The sequence below is a fragment of the Citrobacter sp. wls716 genome (assembly GCF_005280975.1).
Lineage (GTDB): Bacteria > Pseudomonadota > Gammaproteobacteria > Enterobacterales > Enterobacteriaceae > Citrobacter > Citrobacter youngae.
In genome coordinates, this window is the sequence record NZ_SZWX01000049.1 from 231,440 (window position 1) to 249,450 (window position 18,011).

General features: G+C 54.6%; 14 protein-coding genes. 12 read left to right on the plus strand and 2 right to left on the minus strand.

Annotated features, from left to right (window positions below; genetic code table 11):
• Window positions 1-116: 116 nt before the first annotated feature.
• The 10 genes from FDX24_RS17435 to ybaK all read left to right on the plus strand — a co-directional run bounded on the left by FDX24_RS17435 (window position 117) and on the right by ybaK (window position 11,608).
• Window positions 117-2,261, plus strand: a complete 2,145-nt coding sequence (locus FDX24_RS17435; RefSeq protein WP_137364679.1) for a TonB-dependent siderophore receptor — start codon at window positions 117-119, stop codon at window positions 2,259-2,261.
• 2 nt (window positions 2,262-2,263) lie between these two features.
• On the plus strand, window positions 2,264-3,088 hold the full coding sequence (locus tag FDX24_RS17440; RefSeq protein WP_049015703.1) for a hemin ABC transporter substrate-binding protein: 825 nt from the start codon (window positions 2,264-2,266) through the stop codon (window positions 3,086-3,088).
• 18 nt (window positions 3,089-3,106) lie between these two features.
• A complete protein-coding gene (gene hutW, locus FDX24_RS17445) occupies window positions 3,107-4,444 on the plus strand; it encodes a heme anaerobic degradation radical SAM methyltransferase ChuW/HutW (RefSeq protein WP_116360558.1) in 1,338 nt (445 codons plus the stop codon).
• Window positions 4,445-4,456: 12 nt separating this feature from the next.
• The gene (hutX, locus tag FDX24_RS17450; protein WP_003847520.1) at window positions 4,457-4,951 is read left to right on the plus strand and encodes a heme utilization cystosolic carrier protein HutX; all 495 of its coding nucleotides are present in this window, start codon (window positions 4,457-4,459) and stop codon (window positions 4,949-4,951) included.
• Window positions 4,951-5,574, plus strand: coding sequence for an anaerobilin reductase (chuY, locus tag FDX24_RS17455; protein ID WP_137364680.1), 624 nt, complete (start codon window positions 4,951-4,953; stop codon window positions 5,572-5,574). The genes hutX and chuY overlap by 1 nt, the downstream gene beginning before the upstream one ends.
• A 51-nt stretch (window positions 5,575-5,625) precedes the next feature.
• Complete coding sequence (locus FDX24_RS17460) at window positions 5,626-6,618, plus strand: iron ABC transporter permease (RefSeq protein WP_003021806.1); 993 nt, start codon at window positions 5,626-5,628, stop codon at window positions 6,616-6,618.
• Window positions 6,615-7,385 (plus strand): heme ABC transporter ATP-binding protein, encoded by a 771-nt coding sequence (locus FDX24_RS17465; RefSeq protein ID WP_137364681.1) that lies wholly within the window; start codon window positions 6,615-6,617, stop codon window positions 7,383-7,385. The genes FDX24_RS17460 and FDX24_RS17465 overlap by 4 nt, the downstream gene beginning before the upstream one ends.
• Window positions 7,386-7,530: 145 nt before the next feature.
• Window positions 7,531-10,032 (plus strand): copper-exporting P-type ATPase CopA, encoded by a 2,502-nt coding sequence (gene copA / locus FDX24_RS17470; RefSeq protein WP_137364682.1) that lies wholly within the window; start codon window positions 7,531-7,533, stop codon window positions 10,030-10,032.
• Between the two features lie 100 nt (window positions 10,033-10,132).
• Window positions 10,133-10,927: a TraB/GumN family protein gene (locus tag FDX24_RS17475; protein ID WP_137364683.1), complete on the plus strand. Its 795-nt coding sequence runs from the start codon at window positions 10,133-10,135 to the stop codon at window positions 10,925-10,927.
• 201 nt (window positions 10,928-11,128) lie between these two features.
• Window positions 11,129-11,608 (plus strand): Cys-tRNA(Pro)/Cys-tRNA(Cys) deacylase YbaK, encoded by a 480-nt coding sequence (gene ybaK, locus FDX24_RS17480; protein ID WP_003021794.1) that lies wholly within the window; start codon window positions 11,129-11,131, stop codon window positions 11,606-11,608.
• 52 nt (window positions 11,609-11,660) lie between these two features.
• Here ybaK and ushA read toward each other — a convergent pair whose 3' ends face one another.
• Window positions 11,661-13,313, minus strand: a complete 1,653-nt coding sequence (gene ushA / locus FDX24_RS17485; protein WP_137364684.1) for a bifunctional UDP-sugar hydrolase/5'-nucleotidase UshA — start codon at window positions 13,311-13,313, stop codon at window positions 11,661-11,663.
• Window positions 13,314-13,486: 173 nt separating this feature from the next.
• Here ushA and fsr point away from each other — a divergent pair, with 173 nt between their 5' ends.
• Window positions 13,487-14,707 (plus strand): fosmidomycin MFS transporter, encoded by a 1,221-nt coding sequence (fsr, locus tag FDX24_RS17490; protein ID WP_003021788.1) that lies wholly within the window; start codon window positions 13,487-13,489, stop codon window positions 14,705-14,707.
• 225 nt (window positions 14,708-14,932) lie between these two features.
• Window positions 14,933-16,612: a YbaL family putative K(+) efflux transporter gene (gene ybaL / locus FDX24_RS17495; protein ID WP_003835904.1), complete on the plus strand. Its 1,680-nt coding sequence runs from the start codon at window positions 14,933-14,935 to the stop codon at window positions 16,610-16,612.
• 92 nt (window positions 16,613-16,704) lie between these two features.
• Here the strand turns inward: ybaL and gsk are convergent, their stop codons facing one another.
• Window positions 16,705-18,009, minus strand: coding sequence for an inosine/guanosine kinase (gene gsk / locus FDX24_RS17500; protein ID WP_137364685.1), 1,305 nt, complete (start codon window positions 18,007-18,009; stop codon window positions 16,705-16,707).
• Window positions 18,010-18,011: the final 2 nt, after the last annotated feature.

Here is an 18,011-nt window from a genome sequence, read left to right on the forward strand (position 1 = left end):
GACTCAAATCAAAAGATATATTGGTTCTACATCTTTCATCTTGAACAAAGGGAAACAATTTTATATATAAACGCGAATGATAATGATGATCATTTACATTCAATAAAGGTTCTCTTATGTTGCCACGGAATAACCAAAGGCCATTTATTCTTTCAGCCCTGACATTATGCATGTCCGGCGCCGCTTTTGCAGCTACCTCTCCAGCACACGCTTCTACGTCCGACGAAGACACGGTTATCGTCACGGCTAATCGCACAGAAAGTAGTCTTTGGGATAGCCCGGCAACCATCCAGGTTATCGATCGCCAGACGCTGCAAAATTCCACCAGCGTTTCTATTGCTGATGATTTACAAGATATTCCCGGCGTCGAAGTCACCGATAACGCCCTCGCAGGGCGGAAACAAATTCGCATCCGTGGCGAAGCGTCTTCGCGGGTGCTGATTTTGATCGACGGCCAGGTCGTCAGTTACCAACGTGCCGGACAAAACTACGGAGCCGGTTTGCTGATTGACGAATCCGCGCTGGAACGGATTGAAGTGGTCAAAGGCCCTTATTCTGTCCTCTACGGTTCGCAGGCGATTGGCGGCGTCGTGAACTTTATTACCAAAAAAGGCGGCGATAAGCCTCTCGGTGGCAGCGTTAAGGCTGTTTATAACTCCGCAACGGCAGGATGGGAAGAATCAGCGGCAGCCTGGGGCAGCATCGGAAACTTTGACTACCGCATCAATGGCAGCTATTCCGACCAGGGCGACCGCGACACACCTGACGGAAGATTGCCCGACACCAATTTCCGTAATAACGGCCAGGGCGTGTGGCTTGGTTACAACTTCGATCGCCACAAAATCGGACTCTCCCTCGATCGTTACAAACTGTCCACCCAAACCTGGTTTGACGATCCGGAAGGCCAGTTCGACGACTTTAGCGTCAAAATTCCTAAGCTGGAACGCGAGAAAATCGGTCTTTTCTACGACTACGCGGCCGATGGGGATTACCTGAAGAACATCCATGTTGACGCATACACCCAGACAATAGAGCGCAAATTTGAAAACCGGGTCAAAACGACCCAGGTTATCCCCAGCCCGATGATTAAAGCGCTGACGGTCAGCAATCAGACCAATACCAACGACAAACAGTATACCCAGGGGGTAACGCTACAGAGCAACTTCTCCCTGCCTGCTAACAACGAGCTGGTGATTGGCGCTCAGTACCAGCATGACAAAATAAAACAGGACACGGACGGCAGCACGCGCCAGACCGCGGCTACCGGCTTCTTCGATACGCAAACCCGTACCCTGTCATACAACGAAGCGGAGCAAAGTAACACCTCGTTATTCGCGCAAAACGACTGGCGCTTTGCCGATGACTGGACGTGGACCGTGGGCGCCCGCCAGTACTGGCTGTCTTCGAAGCTCAATCGTAACGATACGCAAACTATCCAAAGCAGCGGCAGCACCTGGCAATCCACCGGGGGAAATTCCGTTCACGATGATGAACTGGTGACCTCAACCAGCCTACGCTATTCCGGTTTTAAAGATCTTGAACTCCGGGCTGCATATGCCCAGGGCTATGTCTTCCCTACGCTGACTCAGTTGTTCACACAGACGTCCGCAGGTGGCAGCGTGACCTACGGCAACCCAAATCTGAAGGCGGAACACTCGAATAACTATGAGCTGGGCGCGCGGTATAAAGGGAATATGTGGCTGATAGACGGTGCCATTTATTACTCCGAAGCTAAAGACTATATCGCCAGTCTGGCTTGTTCAGGTCAACCCGTATGCAGCGGTAATACCACCTCTTCACGGGGCGGCTATTACTACTACGACAACATCGATCGGGCCAAAACCTGGGGCATGGAACTCACCGCAGAATACAACGGCTGGGCGGTTTCACCTTACCTGAGTGGTAATCTCATTCGCCGTCAGTACGAAGGCAATACCCTTAAAACCTGGGATACCGGCGAACCTACGCTGACCGGGCGCGTCGGCCTGAAACATACCTGGTTGATGAACGCCGCTAACCTGACGTCCGATGTCTTTATCCGCGCGGCGTCCAGCGCCAAAGATAATACCGGCACCACGGAAATCAACTACCCAGGCTGGGCCACGCTTAACCTTGCATTCAACACCGAGTTCGGTCCGCAGGATCAGTATCAGGTCAACCTCGCGCTCAACAACCTGACCGACAAGCGTTACAGAACCGCGCATGAATCTATTCCAGACGCTGGTTTCAATGCCGCCGTTGGCTTTGCGTGGAATTTCTGACGATGAAAAAACTCTTGATTGGCTTACTGAGCCTCGCCTGCGTTTTCAGTGCCCAGTCCGCCGACCGCCTGGTGGTGGCGGGCGGCTCTCTTAGCGAACTGATATACGCCATGGGCATCGGCAACCGGGTGGTCGGCGTTGATGAAACCACCTCGTATCCACCCGAAACTGCCGCACTCCCGCATATCGGCTACTGGAAGCAGTTAAGCAGCGAGGGCATTTTATCGCTGCATCCGGACAGCTTTATCACCTGGCAGGATGCTGGCCCTCAAATCGTGTTGGATCAGTTGCGGGCGCAAAAAGTTAACGTCGTGACGTTGCCGCGCGTACCGGCCACCGTCGAACAGATGTACGCCAACATTCGGGAACTGGCTCAAACCCTGCGCATTCGCGAACAAGGTGAGACGTTGATCGATCGCATACGTCAACGTCTGGATCGCGTTCAGCACAACGTGGCAGCGAAAAACGCGCCGGTCAAAGCCATGTTCATTCTCTCCGCTGGCGGAAGCGCGCCACAGGTCGCCGGAAAAGGCAGCGTAGCCGATGCCATTATGACCCTCGCAGGCGCACAAAATGTCGCCACCCATGCGCAGTATAAAAGCTACAGCGCGGAATCGCTGATCGCCGCCAACCCAGAGGTGATCGTGGTGACGTCGCAAATGGTGGATGGCGGTCTGGCTCGTCTGAGCGCGATTGCCGGGATTACCCACACTGCGGCCTGGAAAAACCAGCGCATTGTGGCGATTGACCAGGCGCTGATTCTGGGTATGGGGCCGCGCGTCGCCGATGCGGTTGAAGCCCTGCACCAGCAATTCTGGCCTCACTAACTGGATTTATAAAGAACAATGAAAACTGAACACTCGCTGGATCTCACTGCGCATTTTGCGCTCGAGGGAAGTCAGCCCTTTAAGGATCGCCGCGCCACAATGCCCTGGCGTGGGGCGATCCCGGTTGCCAAAGAGCTATTGTCACAAACCTGGCAGGATGTCATCAGCCAACCCACCCCGCCGCGTAAACGGCTGGTGTACTTGCATATCCCTTTTTGTGCAACCCATTGTACTTTCTGTGGGTTTTATCAAAACCGGTTTGAAGAGGATCACTGCGCCCGCTATACCAACGCGCTGCTGCGCGAAATAGAGATGGAAGCCGATAGCCCATTGCATCAGTCGGCCCCGATTCACGCCGTCTATTTTGGCGGCGGTACACCGTCTGCGCTGTCGGCACGGGATCTGGCCAGAATCATCACCGCACTGCGTGACAAGCTACCTCTGGCGCCGGACTGCGAAATCACTATTGAGGGGCGGGTACTCAATTTTGACGATGCGCGAATAGATGCCTGCCTTGACGCTGGCGCCAATCGATTTTCGATCGGTATTCAGTCTTTTAACAGCCGGATCCGCAAGAAAATGGCGCGCACTTCGGACGGCCCGACCGCGACGGCCTTTATGCAGGGGCTGGTAAAACGGGATCGAGCCGCCGTGGTGTGCGATCTGCTGTTTGGTCTGCCAGGACAGGACGCAAAGGTGTGGGGCGAGGATCTGGCGATTGCTCGCGACATCGGCCTCGACGGTGTAGATCTTTATGCGCTGAACCTGATCCCTAATACACCGCTTGGCAAAGCGGTTGAAACCGGGCGCACAACCGTTCCCTCTCCTGCCGAACGCCGCGATCTCTATCTTCAGGGCTGCGATTTTATGGACAGCGCGGGCTGGCGCTGCATCAGTAACAGCCACTGGGCGAGAACGACGCGGGAACGCAATCTGTACAACCTGCTGATTAAACAGGGAGCAGACTGTCTGGCATTCGGCTCTGGCGCAGGAGGGTCAGTCAATGGCTATTCCTGGATGGTCGAGCGCAACCTGACCACATGGCATGAATCCATCGCCGCCGGAAAAAAACCGCTAATGATGATGATGCGCACCGCCGAGCGTGGTTTCCAGTGGCGACACACCCTCCAGGCCGGTATCGAAACGGCCCGCGTCCCGCTGGATGAACTGACGCCTCATGCACAAAAACTGGCCCCGCTACTGACCCAGTGGCATCACGCAGGACTGACGCGAGATGCCAGTACCTGTTTGCGCCTGACCAATGAAGGGCGTTTTTGGGCGAGCAATATTTTGCAGTCTCTTGATGAACTGATTCAAACACTTAACGCGCCGCGTATTGCGGTAGAGCAACCATAAAAGGAGTGAAGTATGAGCCATGTCTCTTTACAGGATTTTTTGAAAACTGAGCCGGACGGTACGCTGGAAGCTATCGCAGCCCAGTACAACACCACGCTGCTGGAGGTGGTGAAAAACCTCCCCTCCCCGACGCTGGTTTCCGGCAGTCAATTTGATACCGTCTGGGAAACCGTCAGCGAATGGGGCAAAGTCACCACCCTGGTCCATACTGCTGATGTCATACTGGAATTCACGGGTGAATTACCTTCCGGATTCCACCGCCACGGTTACTTCAATCTGCGCGGAAAAAAAGGCATGACCGGTCATATCAAGGCAGAAAACTGCACGCACATCGCCCTGATTGAACGCAAATTTATGGGCATGGACACCGCGTCCATTCTCTTCTTTAACCAGGCGGGTAGCGCTATGTTCAAAATTTTCCTCGGTCGGGATGAGCATCGTCAGCTACTGGCCGACCAGGTCAGCGCCTTTCACGCGCTGTCTTCATCCTTAAAGGAACATGCCTGATGGCTCCATGGCTCATTTTTGGTGCGGGTGGTAGCGGCGTCGGCGCGAAAACGCTGGCACTCGCACTGGCGGAACAACGTCCGGTGATTGCCGTCGTTCGCAACGCGCAGGTCGCTGCCGGGTTGCAGGAAAAAGGAGTGCAGGTCTTCATTGGCGACGCCTGCGACAGCCAGGTCGCCGCCTGTGCCTGTCGCGCAGCGGGTCAACATGCCACGGTGATCTCCTCCATGGGCGGTGCCGAGGATTATCTGGCGCACAGAACCGTCATTGATGAAGCAGAAAAAGCGGAGATCAAACGCATGATTCTGGTGACTTCGCTTGGCTGTGGCGACAGTTGGCCCTTTTTATCCCCACGCGCCAGGGCCGCATTTGGTCAGGCTGTACGGGAAAAATCGTTGGCTGAAAGCTGGCTACAAACCAGTCAACTGGACTATGCCATTCTCCGCCCCGGCGGTTTACTGAACGGTGCAGCCACAGGTCAGGCGCAACGGATACAGGCCGAGGAGTGCCATGGTTTTGTGATGCGTGCAGATGTTGCCAGGCACATTCACGAACTGGCTACAGCCCCGTCACTCAATAACCAGATTTACAGTTTGGTTGAGCCAGGACTGAAACCCGCGTAAACCCCTCGCGGCGCGGGAACTTCGCGCCGCAAAGACGTTATGGAGCGTTGCGTGCTTAAGGACTCGCTTTCTTCCGTCAGCATTCTGACGGGTCTTTCTCTGTTGTTGGTCGCTCTGATGCTCTTCGGAGCCAGCCAGGGGGCGCTGAACATTAGCTTCAGCGCGCTGTTCAACGACGAATACCGTGACATCTGGTTGAACATCCGCCTGCCCCGCGTGTTGCTGGCCGTTCTGGTAGGCGCAGCGCTGGCAACGGCAGGGGTCATTATGCAGGGGCTTTTTCGCAATCCTATGGCCGATCCTGGCCTGCTTGGCGTCAGTAGCGGCTCCGCGCTGATGGTCGGTATCGCGATAGTTATCCCCTTTTCGTTTCCCGTGGTGTTGGTGCTGTATGAGCAGATGATTTTTGCCGTCGCGGGCAGCATGGTGGTCTGCACGATTATTTTCCTGATAAGCCAGCGTCATAGCCACGGCGGAATGATGCAACTGCTGTTAGCCGGTATCGCTATCAATGCTCTGTGCGGTTCAGCTATTGGCGTGCTGAGCTATGTGGGCGATGAGCAGCAGCTACGTCAACTTACGCTGTGGATGATGGGCAATCTCGGCCAGGCCCAGTGGCCAACGCTGCTGGTTGCCAGTACCTTTGTTCTTCCAGCCATTGCTGTCACCGTCTGTATGGCGGGCACGCTTAATTTGCTGCAATTGGGTGATGAAGAGGCGCATTACCTCGGCGTGAACGTCAAACGTAAGCGCCAGCAGTTACTGTTGCTCAGCTCGCTACTGGTTGGTGCTGCCGTTTCCGTCAGCGGCGTAATTGGCTTTATAGGCCTGGTGATCCCGCATCTGATTAGAATGACTACCGGCGCCGATCATCGCTGGTTGATTCCCTGCTCTACGCTGGCGGGCGCCTGTCTACTCCTGATTGCCGATACGCTGGCCCGCACTCTGGTGCAGCCTGCCGAAATGCCCGTTGGTCTGTTAACCAGCCTGATCGGAGGACCGTATTTTCTGTGGTTAATCCTGCGTAGCCGGAGGGTGTCATGATCGTCGCAGAAAATCTGATCTACAACATTCAGGGCAGACGATTGACCGACGATGTTTCCCTGACGCTACCCCAAGGAGAGATCGTCGCGATCCTTGGCCCGAATGGCGCCGGGAAATCGACGCTGCTACGCCAGCTCACGGGTTATCTGCAACCTCACAGTGGGCGCTGTAGCTTATTCGACAAGCCACTAGACGAGTGGTCAATCACCGAGCTGGCAAAAACCCGTGCCGTGATGCGCCAGAACAGTCATATGGCCTTCCCGTTTAGCGTTCAGGAGGTCATTCGCATGGGCAGGCATCCGTATCGCACGCGCAATACGGGCGATGAAACGGAACACATCATGACGTTGTGCGACTGCCAGGCGCTGGCCGCGCGCGATTATCGGCATCTGTCGGGAGGAGAACAACAGCGGGTACAGTTGGCACGTCTGCTGGTTCAGCTTTGGGAGCCCGAACCTGTGCCAAAATGGTTGTTTCTCGATGAACCCACCTCCGCTCTGGATATTCACCACCAGCAGCACCTTTTTCGTCTGCTGCGTCGTCTGGTGCGTGAACGGCAGTTTAGCGTCTGCTGCGTCCTGCACGATCTCAACCTCGCAGCGCGTTATGCCGACCGCGTGGTATTGATGGAACGCGGCAGGATTGTTGATAACGGGTATCCGCAGGATGTCCTGAAGCAACGGGCGCTGAACGCGCTGTACGGTGCCGATCTCACGGTCATAAATGAACCGGAGCATCGAACGCCGCTTATCGTCCTCAATCAATAACAGACCGGGAACGCCCTGAGGTGACGTTCCCGTTTTTCCCCTTCGCCCCTTTTTTCATCTTTTCTAAAAACACCCTTGACCTTCCCCTTGCTGGAAGGTTTAACCTTTATCACAGTCAGTTAATCCTGCAATGAAGGAGTTGGTTATGTCTCAAACAATCGATCTAACCCTGGACGGTTTGTCCTGTGGTCACTGCGTAAAACGCGTTAAAGAAAGTCTGGAACAACGTCCGGATGTTGAGCAAGCGGATGTCACCGTGACAGAGGCCCATGTTACCGGGAGCGCCAGCGCAGAAGCGCTGATTGAAACTATCAAACAAGCCGGTTACGGGGCGGAGTTAAGCCACCCAAAGGCTAAACCGCTGACGGAGTCATCAATCCCGTCGGAAGCACTGGCAGCGGTCCCTTCCGAGCTTCCGGCAGCTACGGCTGATGATGACAGCCAACAGTTGCTGTTAAACGGCATGAGCTGCGCCAGTTGTGTGACCCGTGTACAAAATGCATTGCAAAGCGTACCGGGCGTCACCCAGGCACGGGTAAACCTGGCGGAACGCACTGCGCTGGTAATGGGCAGTGCCTCCGCCGCAGATTTAGTGCAGGCGGTGGAAAAAGCTGGCTATGGCGCGGAAGCGATCGAAGACGACGCTAAGCGTCGCGAACGCCAGCAAGAAACCGCCGTGGCAACCATGAAGCGTTTTCGCTGGCAGGCAGCCGTCGCGCTGCTGCTGGGTATCCCGGTCATGGTATGGGGAATGATTGGCGATAACATGATGGTGAGTGCCGACAACCGTAGCCTGTGGCTGGTAATTGGTCTGGCAACACTCGCCGTGATGGTCTTCGCAGGCGGTCACTTCTACCGCAGCGCGTGGAAAAGCCTGATGAACGGCACCGCAACCATGGATACGCTGGTTGCGCTGGGTACAGGGGTGGCATGGCTCTATTCCATGAGCGTCAACCTTTGGCCGCAGTGGTTCCCGATGGAAGCGCGACACCTCTATTATGAAGCCAGTGCGATGATTATCGGTCTGATTAACCTCGGACACATGCTGGAAGCGCGGGCTCGCCAGCGCTCGTCCAAAGCGCTGGAAAAACTGCTCGATCTGACGCCGCCGACCGCACGCGTCGTTACTGACGAAGGTGAAAAGAACGTACCGCTGGCAGACGTTCAGGCGGGAATGTTGTTGCGCCTGACCACCGGCGACCGCGTTCCGGTCGATGGCGAAATTACGCAAGGCGAAGCCTGGCTGGATGAAGCGATGCTGACCGGTGAGCCGATTCCGCAACAAAAAGGCGAAGGCGATAGCGTCCACGCCGGTACGGTCGTCCAGGACGGCAGCGTACTGTTCCGCGCCAGCGCCGTTGGCAGCCACACCACGCTGTCACGCATTATTCGTATGGTGCGTCAGGCGCAAAGCAGTAAGCCCGAGATTGGTAAGCTGGCCGACCGTATTTCCTCGGTGTTCGTTCCGGTGGTGGTGGTGATCGCGCTGGTGAGTGCCGCTATCTGGTATTTCTTTGGCCCGGCGCCACAAATTGTTTATACGCTGGTCATCGCCACCACCGTTCTGATTATCGCCTGCCCTTGTGCGCTGGGTCTGGCAACGCCGATGTCGATTATTTCCGGCGTGGGGCGTGCCGCTGAGTTTGGGGTACTGGTACGCGATGCCGATGCGCTGCAACGCGCCAGCACGCTTGATACCGTCGTCTTTGACAAGACCGGGACGCTGACCGAAGGTAAACCGCAGGTTGTCGCCATCAAAACGTTTGGCAACACCGATGAAGCGCGGGCAATTCGTCTGGCTGCAGCCCTTGAACAGGGTTCCAGCCACCCGCTGGCCAGGGCGATTCTGGACAACGCGGGCGATGTCTCGCTGCCGCAGGTCAACGGTTTCCGTACACTGCGCGGGTTAGGCGTTAGTGGCGAAACGGAAGGTCATACTCTGCTGCTGGGAAATCAGGCACTGCTCAATGAACAGCAGGTAGATACCACTGAAATGGAGGCTGAAATCACCGCTCAGGCTTCCCAGGGTTCAACTCCGGTGCTGTTGGCGATTGATGGTAAAGCGGCGGCGCTGTTAGCGGTACGTGATCCACTGCGTAGCGACAGCGTGGCAGCGCTCCAGCGCCTGCACCGCGCCGGGTATCGTCTGGTGATGCTGACCGGCGACAACCCAACGACCGCCAACGCCATTGCCAAAGAGGCGGGTATTGATGAGGTGATTGCGGGCGTTCTGCCGGACGGTAAGGCCGAGGCGATCAAGCGTCTGCAGAGCCAGGGGCGTCAGGTCGCCATGGTCGGTGACGGTATCAACGATGCACCTGCGCTGGCGCAGGCCGATGTAGGGATTGCCATGGGCGGTGGCAGCGATGTGGCGATTGAAACCGCTGCGATCACGCTGATGCGTCATAGCCTGATGGGCGTTGCAGATGCGCTGTCTATCTCGCGGGCAACGCTGCGTAATATGAAACAGAACCTGCTCGGTGCGTTTATCTATAACAGCATCGGTATCCCCGTTGCCGCCGGGATCTTGTGGCCGTTCACCGGCACGCTGCTCAACCCGGTCGTTGCCGGGGCGGCGATGGCGCTTTCTTCCATTACCGTGGTGAGCAACGCGAACCGACTGCTGCGTTTCAAACCGAAAGAGTAACCCTTTGCCGGATGGCGCTATCAACTGCGCCATCCGACAATTCACACATTGCGACTTTTCCGGCCACGCGCTAGCATGGTTCTCCACTTAGGGAGGTCGTATGGATTTGTTATACCGGGTAAAAGCATTATGGTCTGCACTGCGCGGTAACCATTATACCTGGCCGGCCATCGATATCTCTTTGCCTGGCAACCGCCATTTTCATCTGATTGGCAGTATTCATATGGGTAGCCGGGGTATGGCCCCTCTGCCTGCCAGGTTACTGAAAAAACTCAGCCACGCTGACGCACTGATTGTCGAAGCCGATGTCTCCGGTGACGATACTCCGTTTGCCAATCTTCCGGCTTTTGCCACGCTGGAAGAACGCATCAGCGAAGAGCAATTGCGCAATCTGCAAAAAGTTTCTGCCGATCTTGGTATTTCCCCTTCCCTGTTTTCGACTCAACCCCTGTGGCAAATAGCCATGATCTTACAAGCCACACAGGCGCAACAGCTGGGATTACGGGCGGAATATGGCATTGACTACCAACTGCTCAAAGCGGCTAAACAGGCGCAAAAAGCCATTATTGAACTGGAAGGCGCCTCCAGCCAAATCGACCTGTTATGTCAATTGCCTGATAACGGTTTGGCTTTGCTTGACGATACCCTGACGCACTGGCACACCAACGCCAGGTTGCTGCAACAAATGATGGGCTGGTGGCTTGAATCACCACCACAAAATAGCGCACTCACGTTACCCAACACATTCAGCCAGTCATTATATGACGTATTAATGCACCAGCGTAATGAGGCCTGGCGGGACAAACTCAAGGCAATGCCTGCAGGCCACTATGTGGTCGCAGTGGGCGCACTGCATCTGTATGGAGAGGGAAATTTACCGGAGATGATGCGATAAAAAAATGGCCAATATTTCTATTGGCCCGTCAAAGAGGAATTTCATCATTATTATTATGCCGACGCTTAAAGCATCGGTGTAGGTCGATTGTCGCTCAAAGTCATCATCCTGCCAATACTATTGCGCAAGATGGTACTATTTTTTCCACCGCCATCAGGCGTATGCTTATGGCGTATTTTGTCTGGGCCAGGAAAAATTGCTATGACACCCGCCGTTAAACTACTCGAAAAAAACAAAATTTCTTTTCAGATCCACACCTACGATCACGATCCGTCCGAGACGAACTTTGGCGACGAAGTGGTCCGTAAATTAGGACTGAATGCGGATCAGGTCTACAAAACGCTGCTGGTTGCCGTGAATGGCGATATGAAACATCTGGCGGTTGCCGTCACACCGGTAGCCGGTCAACTGGATCTCAAAAAGGTTGCCAAAGCTTTGGGCGCCAAAAAGGTCGATATGGCCGACCCCATGGTCGCGCAACGCACTACCGGCTATCTGGTAGGCGGTATCAGCCCGTTGGGGCAGAAAAAAAGATTGCCGACGCTTATCGACGCGCCAGCCCAAACGTTTGACACCATTTATGTTTCCGGCGGCAAACGCGGGCTGGATATCGAACTGGCAGCGAGCGATCTGGCGAAAATTCTGGATGCGAAATTCGCCGATATCGCCCGCCGGGATTAAGTATCTGTAGGCCGGAGAAGGTGCCAGCACCGCCATCCGGCACTCCGCCCTGTTACTGCCAGGTAACTTCGCCCTTCGGCTCATACGCACCGACATCCAGCGGTGAGTTCTTCTGCACGTACTCCTTCAGCACTTCCGCATCAATAAATCCGGTATTCACATAGCCTGGTTTGTTATCAATACGCGGATAGCCATCACCGCCGGTGGCGTTGAAGCTCAGCGTTGCCATACGATAGGTTTTGGCTGGGTCAACGGGCTCGCCTTTGATTTTCAAATCGTTAAGCTTGCCGTCTTTCGCCACAAAGCTGACGTTGGCAAACTGCGGATAGGCCCCGGAGTCCGGCTTCATTTGCGCCACTGCGGTCAGATAGTCAATCACCTCTTTCCCGCTCATATCGGCATACACCACGATGTTGCCAAACGGCTGTACCTTCAGCACGCTCTTATAGGTGATATCGCCGCCTTCGATGGAGTCACGGATACCGCCGCCGCTCATCACGCCAAAATCAGCGCTGGTTCGCGCCATTTGCGCAGCCAGCAGCAGATGTCCCATGTTGGTCTGCACGAAACGGACTTTGCTTCGATCGCCTTCGAGGCGTGCATTGACGCTGCCGATTTTCACGTCGAGCTGCGCTTTACCTTTATTCTGGAACGGCGTCAGCAGCGAAAGCATTTGCTGATTTTCAACAATCTCCGGGGTGTAGAGTACGCGCTCACTTTTACCGTTGTCCCAGGTCACTTTTTTCTTCAGGTTGACTGGAATGAGCTGGTAGTTAACCATTTTCATTTCGCCGTTACGGAACTCAAAGTCCGCCCGGCCCACGTATTTCCCCCACTCGTGTGCCTGTACAATCCAGATCCCATTTTGCTTATCTGGCGCACACGGCGTACCCGGTACGTAATCAACCTGCTTCTTGTTTTCCGCAGCCATACACACCGGATCCTGTGAGTGACCACCCACAATCATCGCCAGCGCCCCGGTGGGCAGGCTACGCGCCATTTCGACATCGCCAGGGGCGTTCGAGCCATGATTGCCGTTGTCATAATGCCCCATATGGGTGGCCGCGATAATGATGTCTGGCTTTTCATTCATATTGAGTTCCTGGATAACCAGCTTTGCTTCTTCCGCAGGTTTGCGAAACTCAATATCGGTGAAGAACTCTGGGTTGCCAATTTTCGCCGTATCGTCAGTGGTTAAACCGAGTACGGCAATTTTTAAATCCTGGCGCTTAAAGATGGCCCACGGCTTAAATAAACGCTCGCCGGTGCTTTTCTGATAAATATTGGCCGAGAGAAACGGGAATTTGGACCATTTTTCCTGCTGGCGCAAGACGGTCAGCGGATTATCAAACTCGTGGTTTCCGACCGCCATCGCGTCATAGCCAATCAGGTTCATACCGCGGAAATCAGGTTCCGCATCCTGCAGATCGGACTCCGGTACGCCGGTATTAATGTCACCACCGGAAAGCAGCAGTACGCTGCCCCCTTCCTCAGCCACCTCTTTACGAATACCGTCCACCAGCGTTTTTTGCGCCGCCAGCCCATATTCCCCGTATTCACTACGCCAGAAGTGACCATGATGATCGTTGGTATGTAGAATGGTAATTTTATAGGTTTTATCTTTTTCGTACGCCTGTGCAGGCTGACCTGCCAGCGTAAATGCGGCGAATAGCGCCAGCGCCACGCCCCGTTTCAAAAACGTCATATTTCTCTCCCTGAGCCAAAATCAACGACTGAAATTACAATGATATAAAATAATAGTCGAAAATGTTTTCAGAAATGAGACTTCCTTCAAACACCTTCCGCAGGTATGTTAGGCAAGTAATAATAACGAATTAGATTACCCTCATAATCGCAACCAAACAGAAGTGACTTTCTATGGCAATAAGTGAACCAACCCAGCCAGTGGCTGGCGCGTCAGCGTCGGTTGCTAAAGCACGCACCTCATTTGGCATTTTAGGGGCAATCAGCCTCTCCCATCTGCTCAACGATATGATCCAGTCGCTGATTCTGGCGATTTATCCACTTTTGCAGTCAGAGTTCTCGCTGACGTTTATGCAGATAGGGATGATTACCCTAACCTTCCAGCTCGCTTCCTCGCTGCTGCAACCGGTGGTGGGTTACTGGACTGACAAATACCCGATGCCGTGGTCGCTGCCCATTGGGATGTGCTTCACGCTGAGCGGGCTTGTTTTGCTGGCCATGGCCGGCAGCTTCCATATGGTGCTGCTCGCCGCGGCGCTGGTTGGTACCGGTTCATCGGTATTTCACCCGGAATCGTCCCGCGTGGCGCGTATGGCCTCCGGTGGTCGCCACGGCCTCGCCCAGTCGATTTTCCAGGTTGGCGGCAACTTCGGTAGCTCTCTGGGGCCGTTGCTGGCGGCTGTCATCATCGCGCCATATGGTAAGGGTAATGTGGCCTGGTTTGTGCTGGCTGCGTTATTAGCGATTGTCGTCCTGGCACAAATCAGCCGTTGGTATGCCGCGCAGCATCGGATGAGTAAAGGAAAGCCGAAGGTCGCTATCGTTAATCCGTTGCCGCGTAATAAAGTGGTGCTGGCGGTAAGCATTCTGCTGGTGCTGATTTTCTCCAAATACTTCTATATGGCGAGCATTAGCAGCTATTACACCTTTTATCTGATGCAAAAATTCGGATTATCGGTACAAAATGCCCAGTTTCACCTGTTTGCCTTCCTGTTTGCCGTCGCGGCCGGGACGGTGATTGGCGGACCATTAGGCGATAAAATTGGCAGAAAATATGTTATTTGGGGGTCTATCCTCGGCGTTGCGCCATTTACCCTTGTTTTACCCTACGCAACGCTGGAATGGACCGGGATTTTAACCGTGATCATTGGTTTTATCCTCGCATCGGCGTTTTCTGCCATTCTGGTCTACGCACAGGAGCTGCTTCCTGGGCGTATCGGCATGGTTTCTGGGCTATTTTTCGGTTTTGCCTTCGGCATGGGTGGCCTGGGAGCCGCGGTGTTAGGGCTGATTGCCGACCATACCAGCATCGATTTGGTCTACAAAATATGTGCTTTCCTGCCACTTCTGGGGATACTGACCATATTCTTACCTGATAACCGACACAAAGCCTGATTTTCTGACGGCCAAAGGTAAACTTTGGTCGTCATCACTTACAGCGGCCATCAGCGTTTGCCTCAAACATCCCCCCGTAGTTTTCCGATCCGTGCTTTTTTTCCTTTAAAATCCTGTTTTCATCAAAATTCAATAATTATTCATCAACATAAACATCAAAATTGTCATAAACTATTACTCGGAATTTGGGTTTTCAGGATCAACACAGCAACCAAAGGAGACGGAATGCATCACGCCACCCCGCTTATCACCACCATTGTCGGCGGCCTTGTGCTCGCTTTTATATTAGGCATGATTGCCAATAAACTACGTATTTCTCCTCTGGTGGGATATCTGTTAGCGGGCGTTCTGGCCGGTCCATTTACACCTGGTTTTGTTGCTGATACTAAGCTTGCGCCTGAGCTGGCCGAGCTTGGAGTGATCCTGTTGATGTTCGGCGTCGGGCTGCACTTTTCCCTGAAGGATTTGATGGCGGTAAAGTCTATCGCCATTCCCGGCGCGATTGCCCAGATAGCGGTGGCAACGCTGCTGGGTATGGCGCTTTCAGCCGTATTAGGCTGGTCGCTGATGGTCGGTATCGTCTTCGGTCTGTGTCTTTCAACCGCCAGCACCGTGGTGCTACTGCGCGCGCTTGAAGAACGGCAGCTCATTGACAGCCAGCGCGGGCAAATCGCCATTGGCTGGCTGATTGTCGAAGATCTGATGATGGTGCTGACGCTGGTTCTCCTGCCAGCCGTCGCCGGAATGCTGGAAAAAGAAGATGTCGGCTTCGCTTCGCTGGCCGTCGATATGGGCATTACCATCGGTAAGGTGGTGGCGTTTATCGCGATTATGATGCTGGTGGGTCGTCGCCTGGTACCGTGGATTATGGCCCGCAGCGCCGCAACCGGGTCACGCGAGCTGTTTACCCTGTCAGTCCTCGCCCTCGCCTTAGGTATCGCCTTTGGCGCAGTGGAGCTGTTCGATGTCTCCTTTGCGCTGGGCGCATTCTTCGCTGGTATGGTGTTGAATGAATCGGAACTGAGCCACCGTGCGGCGCATGACACCCTGCCGCTGCGCGATGCGTTCGCTGTACTGTTCTTCGTTTCCGTCGGGATGCTGTTCGATCCGTTAGTCCTGATCCAACAGCCGCTGGCAGTGCTGGGTACGCTGGCGATTATCATCTTTGGTAAATCCCTTGCCGCCTATTTCCTGGTGCGCATGTTTGGTCACTCCCAACGCACGGCGCTCACCATTGCCACCAGCCTGGCGCAGATTGGTGAATTTGCCTTTATCCTGGCGGGTCTGGGAATGGCTTTAAACCTGCTGCCGCAGGCCGGACAGAATCTGGTGCTGGCAGGGGCAATCCTGTCCATCATGCTCAACCCGGTGCTGTTCGCGGTGTTAGAAAAATATCTCGCCAAAACCGAAACGCTGGAAGAGCAGACGCTGGAAGAAGCCATCGAAGAAGAGAAGCAAATTCCGGTGGATATCTGCAATCACGCCCTGCTGGTCGGTTTTGGTCGCGTCGGCAGCCTGCTGGGTGAGAAATTGATGGCTGCGGGGATCCCGTTGGTGGTTATCGAAACCTCACGTACCCGGGTGGATGAACTGCGCGAGCGTGGGATCCGCGCTGTGCTGGGCAACGCCGCCAACGAAGAGATTATGAATCTGGCGCATCTGGATTGCGCACGCTGGCTGCTGCTGACCATTCCGAATGGCTATGAAGCGGGTGAAATTGTCGCTTCCGCGCGTGAGAAGTGCCCGTCGATTGAGATTATCGCCCGCGCGCATTATGACGATGAGGTGGAATATATTACCGAGCGCGGTGCCAATCAGGTGGTCATGGGTGAGCGTGAAATCGCCCGCACCATGCTGGAGCTGATTGAAACGCCGCCTGCCGGTGAAGTTGCTACTGCCAGTTAATGTTACGTGCCGGATGGCGGCGTAAAACGCCTTATCCGGCCCACATATTGCTACGCGTAGGCCCGATAAGCGTAGCGCCATCGGGCAAGAACTCAGCGATCCCAGTACGACTCTTCGAGGCTGTCTTCACGTTCCGGCAAACCCCGCGTCAGACGCGGGGAATGCTGGTTCAGCACCTGATAACTCACGCGATTAGCATATTTACATACCTGGGCTAATGACGAATAGGTCAGCCAGGTGAACTTGTGCTTGCTGGAGTTAGGCACGTTACTGCGGTGGTAGCTGTTAGCGGTAATATCATGCAGCAATGCCGCCAGTGCGCCGTCGCCAGCACCGTTGGTATTCATGATCTTTTCTGGCCCGCCCATATACGGTGCGATGTGCGAATACACACGCAGCGGATGAGTACAGTCTTTATGGCGCATGGCGCGACTAAACTCGTACTGGTTGAATTCGGCAATCGCCCCTGGCAGCAGTGGATGCTGAGTTTTGCGTTTCGCCTCTTCTTCAGTAAAGCCGGCCATATACAGACCTGCCGGACCCGCAGTACACAGCACCAGATCCACCCAGTCCAGCGCCTTGTCAGACGCCAGCAGCGGATCGTTCTCGCCGGTCAACGCTTCGGCTTCTTCTTCGTTCATCGCCAGAATAGAGACATTCTCTTTCAGGAATGTCTGCCACCACTGCGGGTTATCCGCAATAACGAATTTGGTCCCCAGCGTCAGTACCACCGGCACGTTGTGCTTTTTGGCAAATTCAATCGCCTTCATGGTCGCTTCCGGCATCGGTTCGCCCGGCTTACAGCGCACCAGATAGGAGGTCAGCACCAGCGCGGAAGCCCCGGCAATGACTGATTCAGGGATGCTATCCGCGCGCAGTTGGTTCATGTGACCAGGGCTGATGGCAAATGTACGCTCTCCGGATTCACCAATCAGCGTAAAGCAGCGGCCAATAGGGCCACCTACACCCTGTAGATAGTTCAAATCGGTGCGGCTGGAGGTGTTGCATAAATAGCGATACGCATAGCTACCAATTTCGATATTACTGCACATCACCCCCAACAGTACCGAACGGTCATCTGCCAGCACGGAGTAGTTATGCATAGTGTTACCGATGGTGCCACCTGCAAACTGATGGGTGATCAGGTTTTCGCGTACCAGCTCCTGGTAGAGCGCTTCCGCAACATCATCTTCAATCACCAGAGAGTGCCCGGCGCTTAATCCATAACGTTTTACAAAATCATCATCCACTTTGGCTTCAATATCTACCAGCGTCTGGTCGATACCGACAACCCAGGCTGCGCTGGTTTCATTTTCTGGCTGAATTTGTTGCAGCAACGGATCGCGCGCGCTGACGGGGAAATAGTGTTTGGATTTACGTTTACCGGGAAATTTCATGG